Here is a 24,006-nt window from a genome sequence, read left to right on the forward strand (position 1 = left end):
TCGGCTCTGCTGGACCAGGTCCTGCCGGGCGTGGGGCGCACGCGGCAGGACCGGACACCCAATCAGCCGAGTGCGGCTTTGGCCGTCTCTACCACGTTCTCGACGGTGAAGCCGAAATGCTTGAACAACACGCCCGCCGGGGCCGATTCGCCGAACGTGTCGATGCCGACCACGCCGCCTTCCAGACCCACGTACTTGCGCCAGAAATCCGTCACGCCCGCTTCGATCGCCACGCGGCGCACACCCTTCGGCAGCACGCGCTCGCGGTATTCGGCGTCCTGCTGGTCGAACACCGTGGTCGCCGGCATCGACACCACGCGCGCCGCGATCCCTTCGCGCGCCAGCGGCTCGACGGCCTTCAGCGCCAGTTCGACTTCCGAGCCGGTAGCCAGCAGGATGACCTTGCGGGCGACGATCTCGTCGTTCCAGTCGCGCAGCACGTAACCGCCCTTGGCGATGTTGGCGATCTGCGCATCCGTGCGTTCCGAGAACAGCAGGTTCTGACGGCTGAAGATCAGGCACGACGGGCCATGATGTTCCACCGCCTGCGTCCAGGACACGGCCGTTTCGACGGTGTCGGCCGGACGCCAGACTTGCAGATGCGGGATCAGACGCAGGCTCGCGACGTGTTCGATGGACTGGTGGGTCGGGCCGTCTTCGCCGAGGCCGATCGAGTCGTGCGTGAACACGAAGATCGACGGCGCCTTCATCAGCGCGGCGACGCGCAGCGCGTTGCGGCTGTAGTCGGAGAACGTCAGGAACGTGCCGCCGAACGCCTTGAAGCCGCCGTGCAGCGCGATACCGTTGATCGCCGCGCTCATGCCGAATTCACGCACGCCGTAGTTGACGTAGTTGCCCGCTGCCTTGCCTTCCGCGTTCACGCGTACCGGCTTGGCGGCCTTCCAGTTGGTGAGGTTCGAACCGGTCAGGTCGGCCGAGCCGCCGAGCAGTTCGGGCAGCACGGTCGAGAGGCCTTCGATAGCCTGCTGCGACGCCTTGCGGGTAGCGATGGTTTCCGCGCGTTCGTTCGCGCCGGCGATGATGGCCTGCGCCTTTTCCGCCCAGTCGGCAGGCAGTTGCTTGGCCATACGGCGCGTGAACTCGGCGGCTTCCTGCGGATACTTGGCCTGGTAGGCGGCGAACGTCTTGTTCCACTCCGACTCGTTTTGCGCGCCGGCTTCCTTCGCATCCCATGCCGCGTAGACTTCTTGCGGGATCACGAACGGCTCCCACTTCCAGCCGATCTTTTCACGCGTGGCCGCGATTTCCTTCTCGCCGAGCGGCGCGCCGTGCGAGTCGTGGCTGCCGGCCTTGGTCGGCGCGCCTTCGCCGATCACCGTCTTGCAGCAGATCAGCGTGGGCTTGTCCGACAGCTTGGCTTGCTTGATGGCCGCGTCCACCGCGTCGACGTCATGGCCGACCACGTTCGGGATCACGTTCCAGCCGTACGCTTCGAAGCGCTTCGGCGTGTCGTCGTGGAACCAGTGCACCACTTCGCCGTCGATCGAGATGCCGTTGTCATCGTAGAACGCAATCAGCTTGTTCAGCTTCAGCACGCCCGCGAGCGAGCAGGCTTCGTGCGAGATGCCTTCCATCAGGCAACCGTCGCCGACGAACACGTACGTGTGGTGGTCGACGATCGCCGCGTCCGGCTTGTTGAATTCCGTGGCCAGCAGCGACTCGGCGAGCGCCATGCCGACTGCATTGGCCAGACCCTGGCCGAGCGGGCCGGTGGTCGTCTCGACGCCCGGCGTGATGCCGTATTCCGGGTGGCCCGGCGTCTTCGAATGCATTTGCCGGAAGTTCTTCAGTTCTTCGATGGGCAGGTCGTAGCCGGTCAGATGCAGCAGCGAATACAGCAGCATCGAGCCGTGGCCGTTGGACAGCACGAAGCGGTCGCGGTCGGCCCATTGCGGGTTCTTCGGGTTGTGGCGCAGATGACGCGACCACAGCGCAACGCCGATCTCGGCCATGCCCATGGGCATGCCGGGGTGGCCGGAATTCGCTTGTTGAACAGCATCCATAGCCAGCGCGCGGATTGCGTTGGCCATCAGGGAGGTGGGGGCGGGAGACGGGGTCGTCATGTCGAGTCCGGAGAACGAGTCCAAAAAGCGGGGCGCGGGCGGCGGTCCGGAAGCTCGGCGGCCAGTCTGCTACGGCGCACGGTGCGGCGCCTAGAGACGCGATACGGGCAGAGCAAACGGACAAGGCTGCAAAGCGTGACATTCTAACAGATGGTTGTGGCCTTTCCCGGCTGGAAACCGCATGGGCCGGTGGACTTGCGGTCCGGAACGGCCCGGCTTGCGGCTCGGCTTGCGGCTCGGCTTGCAGTCCGGATGCGGCCCGCATGGCGGTCTGGTTGCGACAGCCTCCCAATCGGGCCGGGCTTCGACTTTATAATCCGGGCATCGTCAACCGATCGCGCCCGCCGCGCGCCGCCCACCTTGAGCGCTCCGCTGCTATTCCAGCCGACTCCGTACGCCCTGTACGGCTTCCCGAACGCACGGCGGCTCGCGAGTGTCGCCTCGCCGCATCAGCAAATCGAAGTCTGGGACACCCCGCAACTCGGGCGGCTCTTCACGCTCGACGGCCGCCCAATGACTTCCGTCGGCGACGAGTTCATCTATCACGAATGCATGGTCCACCCGAATGCGCTGGCCCATCCCGCGCCGCGCCGCGCGCTTGTGCTGGGCGGTGGCGACGGCGGCGCAGCCCGGCAACTGCTGCGGCATCCGGGCATCACGCGGATCGTCGTAGCGGAACTGGACGCCGAGGTCGTGCGTCTCACCCGCGAATATCTGCCGCAGGTGCATGGCGGCGCGTTCGACGATCCGCGCGTGGAACTGGTGATCGGCGATGCCGCCGATTTCGTCGCGTCCACCGAGGAGCAGTTCGACCTGATCGTATTCGACCTGACGCCGCCCGACTCCCCGGCGGCGAGCCTCTACACGCCGGCGTTCTACGCGCAGCTAAAGCGCGTGATGAATCCCGCTGCGGCCTTGTCGCTGCACCTCGGCGCGCCCTACTTCCACGCCGCGCCCGCGGCCACGCTGCTCGACGGCCTGCGCGCCTCGTTTGCCGTCGTGCGCACGATGGGCGCCTTCGTGCCGCTGTACGGCTCGCTATGGATGATGGCTACCGCCAGCGACACGCTCGACCCCGCCGCCCTCACCCCGGCAGAGCTGACGGAGCGCCTCGCGGCCCGGAAAATCGCCGGTCTCGCCTGGTACGACGCCGAGGCGCATGCCGGACTCTTCTCGGCATCTCGCGCGGTGCGCGATAAACTAAGTCAATTCTTAAAGCCATCACGGTAACGCGGCGGCAGAATGTGCGGTTGGTCGGCGCGGAGGTCTGGTGCGCCGGCCCCTGGCCGCGCTGCACTCGCCCCGTTGACCCCGGATCCGGAGAACTCCATGACCGCCTCTCGCCCAGCCGGTGTGCCCTGGTTGACCCCTTATCTCACGGTTCGCGACGCCCGTGCGGCGATCGCGTTCTTCGAAGCAGCCTTTGGCTTCGAATTGCGCGACAGCGTCCAGGACGACGGTGTCGTCATGCATGTCGAGATGGTCTATCAAGGCCAGCTAATCGTGATGTTCGCGCCCGAAGGCGCGTTCGGCTCGACGGCGAAGACACCCAAAAGCGCGGGTGCGATTGCACCGCAATCGTTCTATGTTTATGTCGACGATGTCGACGCGGTTTATGCGCGGGCGCTGGCCGCCGGCGCGAAATCGCTGAGCGAGCCACAGGATCAGTTCTGGGGTGACCGTTTTGCACAGGTGGAAGACCTGGACGGCTACCGTTGGGCGCTCGCTCGCCACCTTTCGTGAACCAATGAGTATTTTCCTGATGCCTCGCTTCTTCGTCGGTACCGCCCTCAAGCCCGACGACATCATGCAGCTTCCCGATGACGTCACGCGGCACATCCTCGTTTTACGCCTGCAGCCAGGCGATTCGATCGTGCTGTTCAACGGCGAGGGCGGCGAATACAGCGCCGAACTCATCGAAGTGGAACGCCGTTCGGCCACCGTCAAGATTCGCGAATTCCGCGAGATCGAGGTGGAACCGCCCTATCACCTGACGCTTGCGCAAGGCATCGCCGGCGGCGACAAGATGGACTGGCTGATCGAAAAGGCCGTCGAACTGGGTGCATCCAGTTTCGTGCCGCTCACCACTACGCGCAGCGTGGTGCGGCTATCGGGCGAACGGGCACAACGGCGCCATTTGCATTGGCAAGGCATCGTGCGTTCCTCGTGTGAACAGTGCGGGCGCAATCGCCTGCCCGATGTCGCGCCGGTGCGGGAAATCGCCACCTGGCTTGGCGCGTTGCCTCGCGCACCCGAAGAAGGCGAGTTGCGCCTGTTGTTGTCGCCGCGCGCGAGCATCAGCTTTACGGCGCTGCCTGCCACACCGCCGCACGGACGCGTGACCTTGCTGATCGGGCCGGAAGGCGGTTTTTCAGCCGCCGAAGAAGCCGCGGCGACCAGTCACGGCTTCACGGCGGTTGGCCTCGGTCCGCGCGTGTTGCGCACTGAAACCGCGGGTATCGCGGTGCTGGCCGCGCTGGCGGCGCGCTGGGGCGGGTGGTAAGCATGTCGAAGTGTCGGCACTCGGCGTGAACGCTGGCGCTGGCGTCGGCACCGCGATCAATGCGAGACGAGAGACCATCACACCGGTAACCGTAGTGCCAACCAAAAGCAAAGGCCCGCCAATCGGCGGGCCTTTGCTTTGTTCAACTATTCGTATTGGATCAGTTTCGATCAGGCGAACGAATAAAACACGCGGAATGCCACCTTGCGCTCGGCCCAGAATTCCGCCGCTTCGCGGAACACGTCGAGCAGCGTCTCGCGCCCTTCCTTGTCAAATTTCTGCGCCACCGGCAGCGCCTCCAGCACGATTACGAAGCCGGGCTGCGTGCCCGCCTTGGCGACCAGGTCGGTCAGACAATCGTAGAGGGCGTCGTAATTTTTGCCGAAATGCTTCGGAAACAGAAATGAAGTCGCAATCGTTTCGAGGACTTCCTGCTTCGATTGCGCATTCGCGCAATGCGCATACAGAAAGTGCTGGCCAAGCTGGTTGGCTTCGTCAGCGAGATCCTGCACGCGAAACGCGCGGATCGACTGTACGATGTTCGGTCGTACGGTCTTGAAAAGACTCATAGGCCCCTCGTTCGATGAAAGCACAGTGCTGGCTTCGCTCTGGGTGTCCCGTCCGTCACCGGCGGTGCGCATCTGCATGACACGCTGAAACAGATTGCCGTCGCCGGCCGCGAAAAGATCCGTCGCGACTCCGGAGTCGTGCGCGTAGACGTTGTCGCTCATGCCGTTCATCCCGATGTCATTCAACAATACGATTAAAACTCGTGTAGTGGTCGTCCGAGTAGTAGCAGTTATCGGTCCGCTGTAGCGGACCCCCACAGACAATGCGCCGCGCGCCGCGATTGTGGGCACGCGGCGTAGGAACGGTGTATTCGTGATAATAGCCGCGCCGGTGCGGCGGCAGCAGCCTTTCGTGGTTGCCGAATACGATGCCGTCCTTCTCATACGGGTAAGGCCCGCCTGCGGCAATCAAGTTCAAAGTATTGACTGCTTCACGCGGCAATTGCGCCACCGCGATGGTGCCCTGCACCTGATTATTGCTGTCGCCGGGTGTCGCGCCGGGTGTCGAATAGTCCCGCGCAAACGCGCCGGTGACCATGCTCCCGCACAAACTGCCAAACGCCAGGGCGCCGATGAGCACGCCGCTGCGGAGCCACTTGCGTGCCATGAATCAGGATTCCCGCTGTTAGATCACGAGTTTGACGACCATGAAAGACGTAAGGGTATCGCTAATGGCCCCTGGAATCAACGTTCGCCCGGCAAACGGAAGGTTCCAATGTTGCAGCAAAACGCCGTTTGCGCCGCCTTGACGATTCTTGACAGATTTTTTTATCGCAATCGAGATAAAATTAACTCGACGGTGAAATCCGGAATGAGTGCGTCTGATCCGCTCGATTCCGGGCGCTTCGGAGGTGGAGATACCGTCGTTTCATCTTTTTTGGGTGACAATCCCCTGTACACCCTGCGGCGTGCCCATTGCGGGCACGCCTTTTTTTCGCCCGGTGGCGCGTTGCGGCCCCGCAGACGGGGCCTTCGTTTAACGCGCGGCGATCACGTCCGCAACCAGCAGCGCCGTCATATTGACGATCCGGCGCACGGTGGCCGAAGCGGTCAGCACATGCACCGGCTTCGCAGCGCCCAGCAGGATCGGGCCAATCGCAATGTTATTGCCAGCCGCCGTCTTGAGCAGGTTGTACGAAATGTTGGCGGCGTCGATGTTCGGCATCACCAGCAGGTTCGCATCGCCTTCGAGCGTCGATTCGGGCAGCACTTCGCGGCGCAGGTTGTGATCCAATGCGACGTCGCCGTGCATCTCGCCGTCCACTTGCAGGTCCGGCGCGCGTTCGCGCAAGATCTCGAGCGTGTCGCGCATCTTCTGGGCCGTCGGCGCATTGCTCGTGCCGAAGTTCGAATGCGACACCAGCGCAATCTTCGGCTCGATGCCGAAGCGGCGCACCTCCTCGGCCGCCATGATCGTGATCTCGGCGAGCTGCTCGGGCGTCGGATCGACGTTCACGTGCGTGTCGACGAGGAAAATCTGCCGGCCCGGCAGCACCAGGCCGTTCATCGCCGCGTAGACATTGCGGCCTTCCTTCTTGCCGATCACCTGATCGATGAAGTGCAGGTGGCGGTGCGTCGTGCTGACCGTGCCGCAGATCATGCCGTCCGCTTCGCCCTTGTTGACCAGCATCGCGCCGATCAGCGTGGTGCGGCGGCGCATTTCGAGCTTGGCCATCTGCGCGCTGATGCCCTTGCGCGCCATCAGCTTGTGATACGACTGCCAGAAGTCGCGGTAACGCTCGTCGTGGTCGGTGTTGACCACCGTGTAGTCCTGACCGTTGACGAGACGCAGGCCATAGCGCGCAATGCGCTCCTCGATCACAGCCGGACGGCCGATCAGGATCGGCTTGGCCAGCTTTTCGTCGACGATGATCTGCAGGGCACGCAGCACGCGCTCTTCTTCGCCTTCCGCGAATACGATGCGCTTTTTCTCCGGTTCGACGCCGCGCGCCAACTGGAAAATCGGCTTCATCGTCGTGCCGCTGTGGTACACGAACTGCTGCAGATGCTGTTCGTAGGCCTCCATGTCTTCAATCGGACGCTCGGCGACACCCGAATCCATCGCGGCTTTCGCCACGGCGGGCGCAACCTTGACGATCAGGCGCGGATCGAACGGCTTCGGAATCAGATAGGCCGGCCCAAACGACAGGTCCTGAATGCCATAAGCCGTCGCGACGATGTCGCTCTGCTCCTGGCGCGCCAGTTCGGCGATCGCGTTGACCGCGGCAATTTCCATTTCCCGCGTCACGGTCGTGGCGCCGGCATCCAGCGCGCCGCGGAACAGGAACGGGAACACCAGAACGTTGTTCACCTGGTTCGGGTAGTCAGTGCGTCCCGTGCACAGCACGGCGTCCGGGCGCACTTCGAGCGCCAGTTCCGGCAGGATTTCCGGGTTCGGGTTCGCCAGCGCGAGGATCAGCGGCTTGTCCGCCATCTGCTTGACCATGTCCTGCTTCAGGACGCCGCCGGCCGACAGGCCGAGGAAAATGTCCGCGCCGCCAATCGCTTCAGCCAGGGTGCGGGCGTCGGTTTCGCGTGCGAAGCGTTCCTTGTCCGGGTCCATCAGCTCGGTACGACCCTTGTAGACCACGCCGGCCAGGTCGGTCACGGTGATGTTCTCGAGCGGCAGGCCAATGTCGACCAGCAGGTCCAGACAGGCCAGCGCCGCAGCGCCTGCGCCGGAGGAGACCAGCTTGACCTGCTTGATGTCCTTGCCGACAACCTTCAGACCGTTGGTGATGGCCGCCGCGACGACGATCGCCGTGCCGTGCTGGTCGTCGTGGAACACCGGAATCTTCATGCGCTTGCGGCATTCGCGTTCCACGATGAAGCAGTCCGGCGCCTTGATGTCTTCCAGGTTGATGCCGCCGAAGGTCGGTTCGAGCGCGGCGATCACGTCCACCAGCTTGTGCGGGTCGGACTCGTTCAGCTCGATGTCGAACACGTCGATGCCGGCGAACTTCTTGAACAGCACCGCCTTGCCTTCCATGACCGGCTTCGAGGCGAGCGGGCCGATGTTGCCGAGGCCCAGCACCGCGGTGCCGTTCGTCACGACGCCGACCAGGTTGCTGCGCGCGGTGAAACGGGCGGCATTCAGCGGGTTCTCGACAATCTCCTCGCACGCGAACGCGACGCCGGGTGAATACGCCAGCGCGAGGTCGCGCTGATTGATCATCTGCTTGGTCGGCGCGATCGCGATCTTCCCAGGGGTCGGGAACTCGTGATAATCGAGAGCGGCTTCGCGGAGTTTGCTATTGACGGGATTCGACATAAGGCGGGCTTGGAAGTGCAGATTAGAATAGGTGTTCGACGGCATTGTAGCGCCAATCCCTGACGCGATTCCTTCAATCAGGGCACAGGTGCCGCGACCGAAACAGGGCCAACGGCAACGAAGCCGTCCGCCCGGCGCATTTGCGGCGACGCAGCATTATCACCGTACAATGCGCGCCGTTAGCCGCTTTTCCGTGCACGGATCCCCATCATGCTCTCCGAGTTCTCGCTGATCGACCGTTTTTTCGCGCGCCGTGCCCGAGGCGCGCGCCCCGCTGACGACGGCTCGCTCGGAATTGGCGACGATTGCGCGCTGCTCGCGCCGCGTCCAGGCGAAATGCTGGCTATTTCGACGGACATGCTGGTCGAAGGACGCCATTTCTTCGCCGATGTCGATCCGCACGCGCTAGGCCACAAGGCCCTGGCGGTGAACCTCTCGGACCTGGCGGCGATGGGCGCGCGGCCGCAAGCCTTCACACTCGCGTTCGCGCTGCCGCAGGCCCACGAGGACTGGCTCGCGGCGTTTAGCGACGGTCTTTTTGCGCTCGCCGAACGCTACGATTGCGAACTGATTGGCGGTGACACCACTGCCGGGCCGCTCAACCTGTGCATCACCGTGTTCGGCAGCGTGCCGCCCGGACAGGCGCTGCGCCGCGATGCGGCGCAAGCCGGCGACGACATCTGGATCTCCGGCACGCTCGGCGACGCACGCGCCGGACTCGGCGTGCTGCGCGGCGAGTGGTCGGCCGATGCCACCGACGCTGCGACATTTCGCCGCGCCCTCGAACGCCCCGAGCCGCGCGTCGCGCTCGGCCTCGCGCTGCGCGGCGTGGCGCGCGCGGCGCTCGATCTCTCGGACGGTCTCGCCGGCGATCTGCTGCACATCCTCGAACGCTCGCATCTGCAAGCGCAGGTCGCAGTCGACGCGGTGCCGCGCTCGGCCGCGCTGCGCCGGCTGCCGGCCGAGGTACAACGCCGCTGCACGCTGGCGGGCGGCGACGACTACGAGCTTTGCTTCACGGCGCCCGCAAGCGCGCGTGCAGCGGTCGAAGCGGCAGGCCGCTCGGTAGCTGTTCCGGTCACCCGGATCGGTACAATAAGCGATCTCCAATCGGCGGCGGACAACCCTGCAATCCGTTGGCTTGACGCAGCCGGCAGCCCGCTCACCTTGACCTTGCAAGGCTTCGACCATTTCCATGCAGACTGAACCCGCGCTCGGCCCCGCAGACGACTTTCGGGGCGGCCCTCCGGCCGGCCCGTCGCATGGCGGTCCGTCGGGAGACACGCCCGGCACGCCCGAGCCGCGCCCCTCGCGGCCACGTCGCGCGACCGCCCGTTTCATGCTGTCGCATCCGCTGCATCTGATTTCGCTCGGCTTCGGCAGCGGCCTGTCGCCGATCATGCCGGGCACGATGGGCACACTGTTCGCCTGGGCGTCGTTCGCGGCGCTCAACCGCTATCTGACGGTGCTCGACTGGGGCGTGCTGATCATCGTGGGCTTTTTTGCCGGCATTTCGATCTGCGGCTTCACGGCGAAAAAACTCGGCATCGACGATCCATCGCCGGTCGTGTGGGACGAAATCGTCGCGTTCTGGCTGGTGCTGCTGATGGTGACGCCGGTGAGCGTCACCGGCCAGGCATGGGCCTTCGTCGTGTTCCGTTTCTTCGACATGGTGAAACCTCCGCCGATCCGTTACTTCGACCGCAGACTGAAAGGCGGCTTTGGCATTATGTTCGATGACCTGGTCGCAGCGTTTTTCACCTTGCTGGTGATCGCGCTGTGGCGCATGTCGGTCTAACCGTCTCACGTTTTCGGACTTACGCATGGCTACCGATTCCGTCGTTCACCAACTCGCTATCCGCGTGAGCAACCGGTTGCGCGACGAACGCCTGATGCTCGTGACCGCCGAGTCCTGCACGGGCGGCATGGTCGCGACCGCGATCACCGATATCTCCGGCAGCAGCGGCTGGTTCGAGCGGGGCTTCGTCACCTATTCGAATCAGGCCAAGAGCGAGATGATCGGCGTGCCGGCCGATCTGATCGAAAAGCACGGCGCGGTCAGCGAACCGGTCGCCCGCGCGATGGCCGAAGGGGCGCTGCGCAATAGCCGGGCGCAGGTGTCGCTGTCGATCACCGGCGTGGCGGGCCCCGCCGGCGGCACCGAGAGCAAGCCGGTCGGCACCGTGTCGTTCGGCTGGAGCAACCGCTTGCATACCGCCGTCGAAACGATGGTGTTCAAGGGTGACCGCGAGAAGATCCGCACCCAGGCGGCCGCGCATGCGCTGCGTGGGGTGCTGGCGTTGCTTGATGAGCGCGAGCGCTAAACACCGACTATGCCGACTCCCGACCTTGCCAAAGACGAACTGATCCGCCGCTTCGATCTGAAGCCGCATCCCGAGGGCGGTTTTTTCCGCGAAACCTATCGCTCGAGCGCGACCGTGAACCGCGATGGGTCGGGCGAGACGCGCTCGGCGTCGACGGCGATCTATTACCTGCTATGCGACGGTGCGCATTCCGCGTGGCATCGGATCAGGTCCGACGAAGTCTGGCATTTCTATGCCGGTGAACCGTTGCTTGTCCATGTGCTCGACGAAGCGGGCAAGCTGATCACGCATCGGCTAGGCAATCCGCTGACTCATCCGGGTAGCGTGTTTCAGGCCGTCGTGCCAGCGGGGTTGTGGTTTGCAGCGGAGTGCGAGAATCCGGCGACGTTCGCGCTGGTGGGCTGCACTGTGGCGCCGGGATTCGAGTTCAGCGAGTTCGAGTTGGCTGAGGTCGACGCGCTGCGCAGCGCGTATCCAACGCATGCGGAATTCATCGCGCGGCTGGGGCCGGCGGACCGCCCCGCCTAAATAAAGCGGACGATCGCGGCTACCGCTTGAACGCCGGCAGCCGCTCGCCCATCACCGATACGCGTTAATCCGATCGCGCGTCTCTTGTGCAGCCTTCGCCGCCGCCTGACCGAAGTCCTCGCCCTTACCGGCGTAGATAATCGCGCGCGACGAGTTGATCAGCATCCCGGTGCCCGCCGCCGTGCGGCCGGCGTTCACCGTTGCTTCGACATCGCCGCCCTGCGCGCCGATGCCCGGAATCAGCAGCGGCATCTCGCCCACGATCCCGCGCACAACTTCGATCTCCTTCGGGAACGTCGCGCCCACCACCAGCCCAAGCTGGCCACTCGCATTCCACTTGTCCGCGGCCAGTTGTGCGACCACCTGATATAGCGGCCGCCCTGCCGTATCGAGAAACTGCAGATCGGAGCCGCCCGGGTTGGAGGTGCGGCACAGCACGATCACGCCTTTGCCCGGGTGCGCCAGATACGGCTCGATCGAGTCGAAGCCCATATACGGGTTCACAGTGACGGCGTCCGCCTGATAGCGCTCGAACACCTCGCGCGCGTACTGCTCGGCGGTGCTGCCGATATCGCCGCGCTTCGCGTCGAGAATCACCGGCAAGCCCGGATGGTTCTGATGGATGTGCGCAATCAGTTGTTCAAGCTGGTCTTCCGCGCGATGGGCGGCGAAGTAGGCAATCTGCGGCTTGAACGAGGAGGCGTACGGCGCGGTGGCATCGACGATCGTGCGGCAAAACTCGAAGATGGCGTCGGCACGGCCGGCCAGCGCAGCCGGGAATTTCGCGGGCTCGGGGTCGAGGCCGACGCACAGCAGCGAATTGGTGCGCTGCCAGGCGTCGTTGAGGGTCTGGATGAAAGTGGGCATGGTGAGCTCGCGGCGGGCCAATGGGAGAAGTGGCGCGTATTTTACCCGTCCTCGCACGCGGGGCACGCCGCCCTGCGTAGCCGCATGCGCCACCACGCGTCACGACACCGGAGCCTTCCGGGAACCGAGTGCGCCGCGGCGCTGCGCGCCAGCCGCCCGCCTGACTCACTGCTTCCGTGAACTCCGCGCCCCTGCCGCTGCGCGCAAGCCGGTCCGCTCGACCGTGAAGCGAAACGACCGCGCGAGGCGCTCGCCGCGCGCCAGCATCGTCATGCCGTGCGATGCCGCCCCACCCGGCAGGTTCACCGCATTGATCGGATGATCCACCGGCTCGAAGCAAAAGAAGTCTTCGCCGGGCGGCGTGTAGAGCACGTAGTAATCGGCATCCGACGCGATCGTCAACGACAGCCGCCGCTTCGGCCAGACAACCGCCGCCTGCCCGCTCCAGCCGGTGAAGGCGTGATTGACGATGGTCTCCGGCAACGGATACGCCACGCCGAACTGCCAGGCCGGCGGCGCCGGCACGTGGCGCACCGGCAGCCAGTCGTCGCCTTGCAGCCACAATCCGGCGGCGGCCGCCGACAACTCCGTCTGCGTGTCGCGCACCAGAAACGGATGGATGCCGAGCCCGAACGGCAACGCATCGCGCCCCGTGTTTTCGACCTCGAGCGTAATCACGAGCGTCGGGCCTTCCAGCGCATAGGTCTGGGCCGCGCGATACGCGTAGGGCTTGCCGTCGCTGCGGTCGAGCGTCAGGCAGACCTTGTCTTGCCCGGTTTCGGCCACCTGCCAGTGGGCCAGCCAGCCGTCGCCGTGAATCGGCAGCGGCTCGGCGACGCGATTGCGCGGCACGTCGACGCGGCGTCCGCCCACGCCGAAGTGGCCGCCGCCGATCCGGTTCGAATACGGCAACATCGGATAGCACGCCAACTGGTTGGGGTCGGTATCGGCGGCGATGTGGCGGCAGCGGCGAAAGATCGGCACTAGCGCGCCGTCGCTGCGCCAGTCGAAGCGTGTGATGCCGCCACCCAGCGACGGCGCCACGTCGAGCCGCAACTGTGCATTGGCCAGCGTCACGCATGCGAACTCGCCCGCACTGCCCTCGCCGACGGCCACAGCCGACGTGCTGGGTCCTGCAAGCACCGGATTGGCGGCGGCGGCAAGCCGGGCGCGGCGTGTCTGTGAAGTGGGTGAAGTGGACGAACTGGAAACGAGATTCGCGACAGTCATATCAGGCTCCATCGAGAGGCATGGGACGTTACCGGCATTGCTGACGGATGTTTATGCGGGCGCCTCGGCTGGCCGCCTCTTTGTGTCCTTGAATCCTTGAATCGCCCGGTCCCTGCGTGCTGCAGCATGCTACGCAATGGCTGCGTTGCCAAGCCCCGTTGCGACCCAACCTGCTCAAAGCACTGTGGCACGCACTCGCGTGCCGCGAAAAAACCTAACTCAACTCACTCGTGCTACGCGCTGCCGGCGCGCCCTGAAAGAGCGCCTCAGGCAACCCGCGCGCGCCAGGTACCGCCACGAACACGCCGCCCGCTTGCGCGTCGCCGGCCAGCGCGGACGCGTCCAGATCGATGCGCGCACTCGTGATGTACAACGTGCCGAGCTGCTCCCCGCCGAGCGCCACGCAACTCGGCTGCACGGTCGGCACCGTCACCCGCGCCGTTTCCACACCATCCGCTCCGTAGCGCACCACGCGCGCTCCGCCCCACTGCGCATTCCACAAACCGCCGTCGCGGTCGACAGTCGAGCCGTCGGGCTCGCCGGTCGCATCCGCGAGCTTCGTGAACAGACGGTCGTTCGCAACCGTGCCGTCTGCAGCGTAATCGCACGCGCGAATCTCGCGGGTCGGCGAATCGCAGTAGTACATCGTCGCGCCGTCCGGACTGAAGGCGATGCTGTTCGAAATCGCGGGCGCCGGCAAGGGCAAGCGCTCGAGCGACAGATCGCGGTTCAGACGATAGAACCCGCCCACTGCGCGCAAGGGCGAACCCTCATCCTTCGTACCGAAGACAAAGCGCCCCTGACGGTCGCAGCGGCCATCGTTGACGCGCGTGTTCATGCCCGGCTCGACATCGACAATACGCTGAGTCTCGCCAGTTGCAAGGTCGAAGAACGCGAGATGTGTCGCGAGTCCGAGTAAAAGGTAGTGCGGATCGGCGCAGAGCGCAAACGTCGCGAGCCGTTCCGGCATGCGCCAGGAGGTGCTGCTCCGGTCGCGCGGGTCGTAGCGCCAGAGGCGCGCGCCTTCGATATCGGTCCAGTAAAAGCGGCCGCTTCGCGCGCACCAGGTGGCGCCTTCACCAAGCGTGCATTTCGCGTCGATCAGCAGTGTTGCGCGCACAGCACGCTTAGGCTCGCTCACGCCCAACCTCCGTCGACGATGATGTCCTGCGCCGTGATCAGACGGCTGTCGTCCGCGGCGAGGAAAAGCGCCATGCGGGCCAGATCCTCGGGCATCAACTCGGCGTCGATGCACTGCCCTTCCTTGATCGCACGGCGCCCGGCATCGTCGAGCCACAGGCGCTTCTGCTTCTCGGTCATCACCCAGCCCGGCGCCAGCGTGTTCACGCGGATGTTGAAATGGCCGAGATCGCGCGCCAGACCGCGCGTGAGGCCCTGGACCGCCGACTTCGACATCACGTACACCGGATAGCCGCCGTTCTTCAGCATCCAGCTGATCGAGCCGAGATTGATGATCGAGCCCCGACCGGCCGCTTTCATATCGCCCGCCACAGCCTGGGCCGCAAAGAATTGATGACGCAGGTTGACGGCGATGCCGGCGTCGAACGATTCGGGCGTCACCTCTTCGATCTGGTGACGCTTGTCGTTCGCGGCGTTGTTGACGAGCACCTCGATCGGGCCGAGTGCGGCCTTGACGTCGGCGATCGCCTTGCGCAACGCGTCGATGTCGGTCAGGTCGCACGGCAGGAACAGCGGCTTGTGGCGCGAGTCGCCGAGTTCATCGGCGAGCGCCTCGCCGGCGCTTGCGTCGATATCGAAGAACGCGACCCGCGAGCCCTGCGCCGCGAAGTGCTCGACGAACGACGCGCCGATCCCGGTCGCGCCGCCCGTAATCAGCACGGCCCGGTCTGCAAGGCTCGGATAGCGCGCATATACGTTGTCCGCCTGGCGGGCCTTCGCATTGGCAGGAGACGACATCGTTCGATTCCTATTCTATTGAGGTACTAAGCAACGTAGCGGGACAGCGCGCGTCAATCGCGCGAGCCGCGATTCTTCAACTGGTCGAGCAGCACGGCGGCGAGCAGGATCGCACCGCGCACGAGGTACTGATAGAACGCGTCGATGTTGAGCAGGTTCATCACGTTCTCGACCGTGCCCATGATCAGCACGCCGATCACCACGCCCGAAATCGTCGCCCGGCCGCCCAGCAGCGACACGCCGCCCAGCACGCATGCGGAGATCACGTTCAGCTCGAAGCCTTCAGCCGCGTTCGGCTGCCCGGAGGTGATACGCGAGGCGAGAATCACGCCGGCCAGCGCGGTGACCGCGCCCTGCACCAGGAAAATATACACACGGGTGCGCTCGACGTTGATACCGGCCAGACGCGAAGCTTCCGGATTGCCGCCGATCGCCAGCGTATTGCGGCCATACACGGTCTGGTTGAGCATCACGCCGAACACGATGAAGCACAGCAGCGTGACCCAGATCGGCAGCGACACGCCGAACATCGACAGGCCGCCCAGCGCGATAAACGTATCCGACGACACCCCCACGGCCTGCCCATGCGACACGATAAAACCAAGGCCGCGAACGATTTCCATGGTCGCCAGCGTGGTGATCAGCGCGTTGATGCGCAGATACGCAATCACCGCGCCGTTGATGAAACCGATCACGCCGCCCGCCACGACCGCCGCGATGATCGCGATGAAGGTGTTGCCGGTGGCGTTGAGCACCATGGCGCACAGCACGCCGGCGAATGCGACGGTGGAACCCACGGACAGGTCGAAGTCACGTGAAGCGAGACAGAACATCATCGTGCACGCGACCATGCCGATCTGCGAGATCGACAACGCGAGCCCGAGCATGTTTTCGATCGAGAAAAAGTGATCGACAGTCAGGGACATCGTGATGAACATGATCGCGAAGATCACGATCAGGCTGTAGTCGGTGACCTGCTGCCACCATTTCTGCTTGTCGTTGCTCTGTGGAATCAGCGCTTCGGCGGCGCCCTTGGCGGCCTGTTGCGCGAGGTTTTCTCTGGCTTGCATTTGATGACTCCTCCCGTTTTCGTCACGGGCTGACGGGTTATTGGGGACTTGCGTCCGTTCGGTTCAGTTTCAGGCCGCCTGCGAGACGGCGCTTTCCAGTGCGGTCGAACTTTGCGGCAGAGCGAGGCTCAGCACGGCCTGTTCGTTGGCCTGGCTGCGCGGCAGTTCGCCGGAAATGCGGCCTTGCCGCATCACCACGATCCGGTCGGATACGCCGAGCACTTCCGGCAGTTCAGACGAAATCATCACAATTGCGCAACCGCGTTCCGCGAGCTGATAGATCACGTTATAGATCTCATGCTTCGCACCGACGTCGATACCGCGCGTCGGTTCGTCGAGAATCACCACTTTCAGATCGGGCTCCGCGAGCCAGCGCGACAGAATCGCCTTCTGCTGGTTGCCGCCCGAGAGGAAACGGATCTTCTGGCGGCGGCTCGGCGTTTTGATCTTCAGCAGCTTGATAAAACGGTCCGCCGTGTCCGCCTCTTTCTTGCGGTTCAGGAAGAAGCCCGCACGCAGGTAATGGCGCCGGCAACTGATGTTGATGTTCTCGGACACGGTCGCCATCGCGACGATGCCCTCTTCCTTGCGGTCTTCCGGACACAGCACGATGCCGTGGCGAATCGCTTCGCCGGCGCTGCGCACCTTGATCGGCTTGCCGTCCAGAATCAGCTCGCCGCTCTTCTTGCTGTCGGCGCCGTACACGAGGTGCATCAGTTCGCTGCGACCCGCGCCCACCAGACCAAAGAAGCCGACGATCTCGCCGCGCCGCACTTCGAAGCTGGCCGGCTCCTTGAGCGCATGCCCTTCGATCGCCTTGGCGGCGAAACGCACTTCGCCGAGTTCACGCGGCTTGTAACTGTAGATATCCGAGATCTCGCGGCCGACCATTTCGGCCACGATCGTGTCGCGCTTCACGCCTTCGAGCGTCGGATGCGACGCCACCTTGCGGCCGTCACGGAAGATCGTACAGGCGTCGCACAACTCGTAGATTTCGTCCATCCGGTGCGAGATGTAGATCATCGCCCGGTTGTCGGCACGCAGATCGCGCACCAGCTTGAACAGCACTTCGGTCTCGCTGTGCGACAGCGAGCTGGTCGGCTCGTCCAGCGCAATCACGCGCGCGTTACGCAGCAGCGCCTTGCAGATTTCCACCATCTGCCGCTGGGCGATGGAGAGCCTGCGCAGCTTTGCATTCGGATCGAGCGCCACGCCCATCGCTTCGAGCCGTTCGCGCACAAAGCGCTTGGCTTCGCGCTTGTTGACCCAGCCGAGTGCATTCGGCAACTGGCCGAGCAGCAGATTTTCCGCGACCGTGAGGTCGGGCACGTATTGCAGTTCCTGGTGAATCACCGCGATCCCCGAGGCAATCGATGCGGCCGCGCTACCGAAGCGCACCTCATTGCCGTCGATCATCAGGCGGCCGGAGTTCGGCTGATATTCACCACCGAGAATCTTCAGCAGGGTCGATTTCCCCGCGCCGTTCTCGCCCATCAGGCCATGCACCTGGCCGACGTTCACGTCGAAGGACACGCCGTCGAGCGCACGCACGCCTGGAAAGACCTTACCGATATTGTCAAAACGCAGCGTCGCTGACACTTCGCCTCCTGTTGCATCCTGTGACCCGTACGGTCCGGCGCGGCTTGCGCCTTTGCCGGCACGACGGTCTGTCTCAACTTCTGTTGCACCTGCCGGCGCGCGCAGTTCATCCACGTCCTGTGCGCGCCGTCCTGGCAGGCAGGCGCGCCGGAGTCACGCTCCGGCGCGCCTGCTCACCGCACGGCTAGAGCCGACGGCTTACTTCGATGCCAGACCCATCTTTTCACGCACGTCCGCGACGTTGTCACGCGTGGCCAGCATGCCGGTCGTCAGCGTGAGCGCCGGCGGTTCCTTGCCTTGCGTGATCCAGTCGTACATCAGCGTCGAGGTTTCTTCGCCATGGCGCTTCGGGCTGATGATGACGGTGCCGTAGAAGCCCGTCGGCGTCGGCTTCTTGAACTCGTTGAGCGCCGAATCCGAACCGCCGATACCGATACCGATCATGTTGTCCGCCTTGAAGCCGCGGCCTTCCGCTGCACGCACGGCGCCGAGCACGGCTTCGTCGTTCAGGCCGTAAGCGATCCAGTGCTTGAACTGCGGGTTCTTGGTCAGCGCGATGTTGGCGGCGTTGAAGGCGTTTTCCGTATCGGTCTTCGCCTGCGGCGCTTCAACCACGTTGGCCTTCGGGAAACCGGCGGCCACGAGCGCGTCGGTCGCACCACCGGTGCGGTCAACCGCGGTCGGCAGCTGGTTGTAAGTCACGTCGATCGCGCCGACGTCCTTCATGTCCCAGCCGCGCTTCTTGATTTCCGCGGCCAGACCATCGCCAACCTGCTTGCCGATGTTGTAGGCCGAAATGCCCATATGCGGCACCGAAGCGATCGGCTTGCCCGCACCGTCGACGAGGCGGTCGTCGACCGTCATCATCTTCAGTCCGTCAGCCTTCGCCTTGGCGACAATGCCCGGTCCGAGCTTGACGTCCGGCGTGCAGATAATGAAACCTTGCGCCTTTTGGGCCGCCAGGTTGTCGATCGCGCTCATCACCTTCTCGCCCGAGGGTGCGCCGATTTTCACCAGCGTGAAGCCCTTTTCCTTGGCAGCGATCTCAGCAAACTTCCACTCGTCCTGGAACCACGGTTCTTCCGGCTGCTTCACCAGAAAGCCGATCTTGACGGAGTCAGCGGCTTGCACGACGGGGGCGTTGAACAGCACACCTGCTGCTGCGGCTGCCAGCGTGAGGAAAATTCTACGTTTCATGTTGCAGTCTCCTGACTAATTAGTAGATAACGAGAAGGTATCGGCCGCGTCTTCTTATCCGGTCCTGACACACGCGGCCAGCGCGTCAACCGGCTAAAACGGATCGTTGCGCTCTGTGGCGCTTCGCATTCTTTTGCTTCGCGGCAGCGCGCTTTCCACGGCGCGCCGCCTTTGTTTCTCCAGACGGTGGCTCAGTCGTGATACAGCGCTGAGCGCCCGCCATCCACCGTGATGCAACTCGCGTTGATGAACGGCGCCTCGTCCGAGGCGAGGAACACCGCCGTCATCGCCACTTCTTCCGGGCGGCCGATGCGCTTCATCGGCTGCAGGTCGAGCGTCGCCTGCTGCGCCGCCGCGGGATCGGGCTGACCGTTCCACCAGTCGTGCGTCAACTGCGTTTCGATGTAGCCCGGTGCAATGGCGTTGACGCGCACATTGCGCGGGGCGTATTCGATGCCGAGCGCCCGGGTCAGGCCAATCACGCCGTGCTTCGCGACCGGGTACGGGAAGCAGCCCGGAATGATCTTGAACGAATGCGTCGAGGCGATATTCACGATGCTGCCCGCGCCGCGTTCCACCATGCCCGGCAACACCGCGCGGCAGCCGTTCCAGACGCCGTCCAGATCGACGGCGAAGCAGCGCCGCCAGTCGTCGTCGCTCATCGTCAGCGGGTCGCAGAAGACGTTGATGCCGGCGTTGTTCACCAGCACGTCGACCGCGCCGAACGCGCGCTCGGCTTCGCGCACGGCATGCTGGACCGAGGCGGATTGCGTCACGTCGGTCTGTACCGCCAGCACTTTTGCGGCGCCGACAGCTGCCGAGCCGGTAGGTGCGCTTGCACCGTTCGTGCCGTTCGTGCCGTTCGTGCCGTTTGCAGCCTGGGTGCCTTGGGTGCTGCTTGCCCTGCATGCTGCTTCGATGTCCTGCGCAGTACGTTGGGCGGTTTCGATATCCAGCTCCGCCAGCACGACAGCCGCCCCCTCGCGCGCAAACGCCAGCGCAATGGCTGCACCGATGCCGCGACCGGCGCCGGTGATCAACGCGACCTTGTTGGCGAGCCGGTTCATTTCTTCGCGCTCGCTCGTGCGATCCGCAGGCCGTTGATATAGGCGCGGGCGTGCGACGCTGTCGCCGCCACGCTCTGGCCCGGCTTGTACAGCGCGGAGCCGAGCCCGAAGCCGTTCGCGCCGGCGCTCAGGAACGGACCCATGTTGTCCGGGGTAATGCCACCGACCGGCACCAGCGGCACTTCGGCTGCAATCACCGCGCGCCACGCCTTGACGACCTGGCAGCCGAGTTGTTCGGCGGGGAACATCTTCAGCACGTCGGCGCCGTTCTTCAGCGCCAGAAACGCTTCGTTCGGCGTGGCCACGCCCGGTGCGCAGGCGAGTCCCTGGGCCTTCGCCATCGCCACCACTTCGGCGTCGCTATGCGGCATCACGATCAGTTCGCCGCCCGCCGACTTGACGTCGTGGACGAAGCTCGCGTGCAGCACCGTGCCCGCGCCGACGATCGCATCCGCCGGCAGCGCCTTGCGGATCGCCGCGATGCTATCGAACGGCTGCGGCGAATTCAGCGGCACTTCGACAATCCGGAAACCGGCTTCGTACAGCGCCTGCCCGTGGTCGGCGGCATCGGCGGGCGTGACGCCGCGCAGAATGGCGATCAACGGACACGCCTCGAAAGCCGCGATCAGACCTGCGTGCGGCAGATACGGGGCGGGCAGATTGATGTGAGGTTGCATGTCGGTTCCTTGTCTGTGTCGTGCGCGGCGGCGCCTTAGCTGGCACGCGCGGCGCCGGGCGCCGGCGTGGCTGCGAGTGTCGCCGCGGAGGTTGCCGCTTGCGCCGCTGCCGGCGCCACCAGGCCTGCCTGCGTCGCGATGCGCCACAGGCCGCGTTCGGTGGCTTGCTTGACCAGCGGCGCCTCGGTACAGCCGAACTGGCTCAGCGCGAGCTGGTAACGCTCGCACAACGCTTCATTGCCGATCAGGCGCAGCGCGTGCCCGGCGAGGCCGGTCTGCTGCTGCGCGAGGACGGCGTCGAGGCCGACCAGTTCGTGGCCGATCAGCAGGCCCGACAGATAGTCGGGCTGCTGCTGGCCGCCAAGCTGTCCGGTGAGTCCAAGCGTGCGCGTGCTGAATACGGTGGCGAGCGGACCCGCCTCACCTTTCTGACGCGCGATATTCACGCCGCGCAAAAATGCCTCGGTATCCAGACGATCCGGCGCGACCATCGTGCGGCCAAGAATCGTATGCTCGCGCAACGCCGCGAAAATCTCGCCGGTCATGAACGTATGAAAGCGCTCGATCCTGCCGCCGCGCACCACCACCCATTTCGCGTGCGTGCCGGGCAGGCCAATGAGCTCGTACTGCCCACCGTCCGTCGCTGCAGGGCCATCGCCGAGCGCGCCGAAAATCTGTGTTTCTTCGCCGCGCATCACGTTCGGCAATTCGCCGCGCTGCAGTACGCCTGGCACGATATGCAGCGCGACACCGCTAGCGGTCTGCACGCGCACGATGCCGGCGACCAGCGCGTCGGCACTCGCCGGCGCATCCACGTACGGCGCTTCGAGCCAACCCTGAGCACTACCGACCATCCCTGCTGCGATCACCGGCACGCCGGGTGCGCGCTCGAGCCAGGCCCCGCACGCGGCTTCGAAGGCCGCATCGAAGCCGCCCTCTTCGGCAGGGCGCGGCAGATTCATGATGCCGGCGGTCGATTCGCGCGTGTCCAGCACGTTGCCCGCTGCGTCGAACAGATAGGCACGCAAGGACGTCGTGCCCCAGTCGAGCGCAACCAGCGCGGCCTGATCGAGGCTGACGGCGCGCGTTTTCGATGTCGCGACGGCACTCGCGCCGTCTCCGACGTTCGCGACATGAGCCTGCATGGGAGAACCCGCTTGCGTCATCGTTTGATCCTGCGTGTCGCCGGCTGCGGCACACGCCAGCCGAGTTCCTCCGAGATGGCGCGCGCTTCGCGCTGCACGACGGGGATCAGTTCGTCCATCCGCTCGAGGGACATATACGGAATCGTGCTCGCCACCGACAGCGCCGCGACGATCGCGCCCGACGCGTCGCGCACGGGCGCCGCCACGCAGCGGATCGAGGCTTCGTTTTCTTCGAGGTCGAACGTGTAGCCGCCTGCCGAATAGGTCGTCATGCGCTGCATGAAGGTCGGCAGGTCGGGGCGGTTATCGGGCTTGAAGCTGACGCCGGCCAGCGCGCGACGCGATGCGTCGAACAGCGACTGCCAGGCATCGGGCGTGAGGTCGAGCATCATCGCCTTGCCGATGCCGGTGGACGCGAGCGGCATGCGGTGACCCACACGCGAACGCATTTCCAGGCCGCGCGTGCCGGGGATCTTGTCGATGTAGAGCACGTCGTCGCCGTCGCGCACGCCGAGGTGGATCGTATCGAGCGTCTGTTCGGCGAGCGACTCGAGATGCGGCCGCGCCACGGCGGTGAGCGGCATCTGTTCGAGCGCGATGGTGCCGAGTTCGATCAGTTTCGGACCGAGCAGATAGCCGCCCTGCACCTGACGCAGGTAGCGCGCCTGCACGAGACTGCTGACCAGCCGGTGAGTGGTGCTGCGGGTGGTGCCGAGCGCGGCGCCGAAGGTGCGCAGATCGCGCACGCCGGCGGCGGCCGCTTCGAGAATCGCGAGGCCGCGCAAGAGCGTCTGCGTGCCGGCTTGCTGCGGCGTGATGTCGAGCAGGGTACTCGGCAGCGCGATTTCGTCGACGGGCCTGGATGAGCCCGACGCGCCGTTCAGCGTGCGGGCGCGCGGTTGGGGCGCGGCTTCGGAACCTGCATCGGACCCGGCGGCGGCGTGAGAGGACATCGCTTTGTTCATGGCGATTGGGCGATTGGTTGGGGTATTACCGCGCGGGGCCGGACTGGCGGCCGGAGAAACGGGACGGAACACGGCAACTGCGTGGTTCCTGCCTGACGGTGATGGGCATGGCTGGTTGTCTCCGATCGTTTGGTCCGCGCCGGCCGCACGGTGTGTGCGGGGGGGTGTGGCCTTTTTTTGCCTCGCTGGCGGCGGCTTGGCTCGCGGTTTTGCGGGCTTTGCTGCAGTGCCTTGCGGGCTTGGTGTTTCGGATTGTAGGGCGGTTTTTTTGAAATCTCCAATATGTGAGTGTTGGATTCATATATTGGGATGGGGCGCTTTGCGCGCGGTTTTTGGGGTTGCCTGCGGCGCCTTGGTTTTGTCGTTGTTCCTGCGGGGTTGGCCTTTTCTTGCTTTCTTGTCGGTCTGTTGGCGTTGCCTTTGGCTGTATTTCTGCGGTGTTGGCCTTTCCTTGCTTTGTTAGTGGTCTATTAGCGATGCCCCTGTGCGGGGCGGCACTTACTTTCTTTGCCGCCGCAAAGAAAGTAAGCAAAGAAAGCGGGCTCACACCGCTAGCTCTTAGGTGTCCACATCTTTTGCAAAACCGGAGTGGTCCGAAGACAAGACCAGCCCTCGCACCACCCACCTTCGTGACAAAGGACTCATCCACCCCACTCCGCACTACGTGCGTCGCGGATGGGTCTGCCAGGGAAAGCGGAGCCCGCCGGCGCAAGCAGAACAGGCAAATAATATTAGATATCCTACTGAAATTGCAGAAGGCGCCATACCCGACGGCGGGGCGCGCAGCGCAACGCTGGAACGGATGACAGCCTTGTCACTAATGTGGGCGGCGCGAGAGCGGCTCTCGTCTTGGGCCGTTCCCCGTCGAGTACAGAGATGTCTCACTACGGGCTAGCGGTTGCAGCCCGCTTTCTTTGCTTACTTTCTTTGCGGCGGCAAAGAAAGTAAGTGCCGCCCCGCACAGGGGCATCG

General features: G+C 64.7%; 22 protein-coding genes. 7 read left to right on the top strand and 15 right to left on the bottom strand.

Features of this window, described 5'->3' with window-relative positions:
- Positions 1 to 62 precede the first annotated feature (62 nt).
- Positions 63 to 2,084: a transketolase gene (tkt, locus tag BUS12_RS37195; protein ID WP_074302841.1), complete on the bottom strand. Its 2,022-nt coding sequence runs from the start codon at positions 2,082 to 2,084 to the stop codon at positions 63 to 65.
- Positions 2,085 to 2,444: 360 nt separating this feature from the next.
- Between tkt and speE the strand changes: the two genes are divergently transcribed.
- The 3 genes from speE (at position 2,445) to BUS12_RS37210 (ending at position 4,587) form a co-directional block, all read left to right on the top strand.
- Positions 2,445 to 3,314 carry a polyamine aminopropyltransferase gene (gene speE / locus BUS12_RS37200; protein WP_074302501.1) on the top strand — a complete coding sequence of 290 codons (870 nt, stop codon included), beginning with the start codon at positions 2,445 to 2,447 and terminating at the stop codon, positions 3,312 to 3,314.
- Positions 3,315 to 3,413: 99 nt separating this feature from the next.
- Complete coding sequence (locus tag BUS12_RS37205; protein WP_074302503.1) at positions 3,414 to 3,827, top strand: VOC family protein; 414 nt, start codon at positions 3,414 to 3,416, stop codon at positions 3,825 to 3,827.
- A 19-nt stretch (positions 3,828 to 3,846) separates the two neighbouring features.
- The gene (locus BUS12_RS37210; protein WP_074302505.1) at positions 3,847 to 4,587 is read left to right on the top strand and encodes a 16S rRNA (uracil(1498)-N(3))-methyltransferase; all 741 of its coding nucleotides are present in this window, start codon (positions 3,847 to 3,849) and stop codon (positions 4,585 to 4,587) included.
- 170 nt (positions 4,588 to 4,757) lie between these two features.
- Here the strand turns inward: BUS12_RS37210 and BUS12_RS37215 are convergent, their stop codons facing one another.
- The 3 genes from BUS12_RS37215 to BUS12_RS37225 form a co-directional block, all read right to left on the bottom strand.
- A complete protein-coding gene (locus BUS12_RS37215; protein WP_074302843.1) occupies positions 4,758 to 5,318 on the bottom strand; it encodes a barstar family protein in 561 nt (186 codons plus the stop codon).
- Between the two features lie 16 nt (positions 5,319 to 5,334).
- Complete coding sequence (locus BUS12_RS37220) at positions 5,335 to 5,763, bottom strand: ribonuclease (protein ID WP_074302507.1); 429 nt, start codon at positions 5,761 to 5,763, stop codon at positions 5,335 to 5,337.
- 369 nt (positions 5,764 to 6,132) lie between these two features.
- Entirely contained in the window at positions 6,133 to 8,472 is a 2,340-nt protein-coding gene (locus tag BUS12_RS37225) for an NADP-dependent malic enzyme (protein ID WP_074302509.1), read from the bottom strand.
- 165 nt (positions 8,473 to 8,637) lie between these two features.
- Here BUS12_RS37225 and thiL point away from each other — a divergent pair, with 165 nt between their 5' ends.
- Genes thiL through BUS12_RS37245 form a run of 4 tightly spaced genes read left to right on the top strand, consistent with a single transcriptional unit; the run spans position 8,638 to position 11,279 of the window.
- Positions 8,638 to 9,633 carry a thiamine-phosphate kinase gene (thiL, locus tag BUS12_RS37230; protein WP_074302511.1) on the top strand — a complete coding sequence of 332 codons (996 nt, stop codon included), beginning with the start codon at positions 8,638 to 8,640 and terminating at the stop codon, positions 9,631 to 9,633.
- Positions 9,623 to 10,225, top strand: a complete 603-nt coding sequence (locus BUS12_RS37235) for a phosphatidylglycerophosphatase A family protein (RefSeq protein ID WP_074302513.1) — start codon at positions 9,623 to 9,625, stop codon at positions 10,223 to 10,225. The genes thiL and BUS12_RS37235 overlap by 11 nt, the downstream gene beginning before the upstream one ends.
- A 25-nt stretch (positions 10,226 to 10,250) precedes the next feature.
- On the top strand, positions 10,251 to 10,751 hold the full coding sequence (locus tag BUS12_RS37240) for a CinA family protein (protein ID WP_074302515.1): 501 nt from the start codon (positions 10,251 to 10,253) through the stop codon (positions 10,749 to 10,751).
- 9 nt (positions 10,752 to 10,760) lie between these two features.
- The gene (locus tag BUS12_RS37245; protein ID WP_074302517.1) at positions 10,761 to 11,279 is read left to right on the top strand and encodes a cupin domain-containing protein; all 519 of its coding nucleotides are present in this window, start codon (positions 10,761 to 10,763) and stop codon (positions 11,277 to 11,279) included.
- A gap of 51 nt (positions 11,280 to 11,330) precedes the next feature.
- On the opposite strand, the gene pyrF is transcribed toward BUS12_RS37245, so the two are convergent.
- From pyrF to BUS12_RS37300, 11 genes are all read right to left on the bottom strand, one after another.
- The gene (gene pyrF / locus BUS12_RS37250) at positions 11,331 to 12,146 is read right to left on the bottom strand and encodes an orotidine-5'-phosphate decarboxylase (RefSeq protein WP_074302520.1); all 816 of its coding nucleotides are present in this window, start codon (positions 12,144 to 12,146) and stop codon (positions 11,331 to 11,333) included.
- A gap of 165 nt (positions 12,147 to 12,311) precedes the next feature.
- Positions 12,312 to 13,376 (bottom strand): aldose 1-epimerase, encoded by a 1,065-nt coding sequence (locus tag BUS12_RS37255; RefSeq protein ID WP_074302522.1) that lies wholly within the window; start codon positions 13,374 to 13,376, stop codon positions 12,312 to 12,314.
- A gap of 214 nt (positions 13,377 to 13,590) precedes the next feature.
- Positions 13,591 to 14,517: an SMP-30/gluconolactonase/LRE family protein gene (locus tag BUS12_RS37260; protein WP_074302524.1), complete on the bottom strand. Its 927-nt coding sequence runs from the start codon at positions 14,515 to 14,517 to the stop codon at positions 13,591 to 13,593.
- Positions 14,514 to 15,314, bottom strand: coding sequence for an SDR family NAD(P)-dependent oxidoreductase (locus BUS12_RS37265; RefSeq protein ID WP_074302526.1), 801 nt, complete (start codon positions 15,312 to 15,314; stop codon positions 14,514 to 14,516). The genes BUS12_RS37260 and BUS12_RS37265 overlap by 4 nt, the downstream gene beginning before the upstream one ends.
- Positions 15,315 to 15,367: 53 nt before the next feature.
- Complete coding sequence (gene araH, locus BUS12_RS37270) at positions 15,368 to 16,384, bottom strand: L-arabinose ABC transporter permease AraH (RefSeq protein ID WP_074302528.1); 1,017 nt, start codon at positions 16,382 to 16,384, stop codon at positions 15,368 to 15,370.
- Between the two features lie 69 nt (positions 16,385 to 16,453).
- Positions 16,454 to 17,983: an L-arabinose ABC transporter ATP-binding protein AraG gene (gene araG, locus BUS12_RS37275; protein ID WP_074302530.1), complete on the bottom strand. Its 1,530-nt coding sequence runs from the start codon at positions 17,981 to 17,983 to the stop codon at positions 16,454 to 16,456.
- 198 nt (positions 17,984 to 18,181) lie between these two features.
- The gene (locus BUS12_RS37280; protein WP_074302534.1) at positions 18,182 to 19,180 is read right to left on the bottom strand and encodes an arabinose ABC transporter substrate-binding protein; all 999 of its coding nucleotides are present in this window, start codon (positions 19,178 to 19,180) and stop codon (positions 18,182 to 18,184) included.
- A 191-nt stretch (positions 19,181 to 19,371) separates the two neighbouring features.
- Entirely contained in the window at positions 19,372 to 20,247 is an 876-nt protein-coding gene (locus BUS12_RS37285) for an SDR family oxidoreductase (RefSeq protein WP_074302536.1), read from the bottom strand.
- A complete protein-coding gene (locus BUS12_RS37290; protein WP_074302538.1) occupies positions 20,244 to 20,924 on the bottom strand; it encodes a 2-dehydro-3-deoxy-6-phosphogalactonate aldolase in 681 nt (226 codons plus the stop codon). The genes BUS12_RS37285 and BUS12_RS37290 overlap by 4 nt, the downstream gene beginning before the upstream one ends.
- 35 nt (positions 20,925 to 20,959) lie before the next feature.
- Positions 20,960 to 22,090, bottom strand: a complete 1,131-nt coding sequence (locus BUS12_RS37295; protein ID WP_074302540.1) for a 2-dehydro-3-deoxygalactonokinase — start codon at positions 22,088 to 22,090, stop codon at positions 20,960 to 20,962.
- Positions 22,087 to 23,034, bottom strand: a complete 948-nt coding sequence (locus BUS12_RS37300) for an IclR family transcriptional regulator (protein WP_074302542.1) — start codon at positions 23,032 to 23,034, stop codon at positions 22,087 to 22,089. Before BUS12_RS37300 ends, BUS12_RS37295 begins: the two co-directional genes overlap by 4 nt.
- Positions 23,035 to 24,006 lie beyond the last annotated feature (972 nt).

The sequence above is a fragment of the Paraburkholderia phenazinium genome (assembly GCF_900142845.1).
Lineage (GTDB): Bacteria > Pseudomonadota > Gammaproteobacteria > Burkholderiales > Burkholderiaceae > Paraburkholderia > Paraburkholderia phenazinium_A.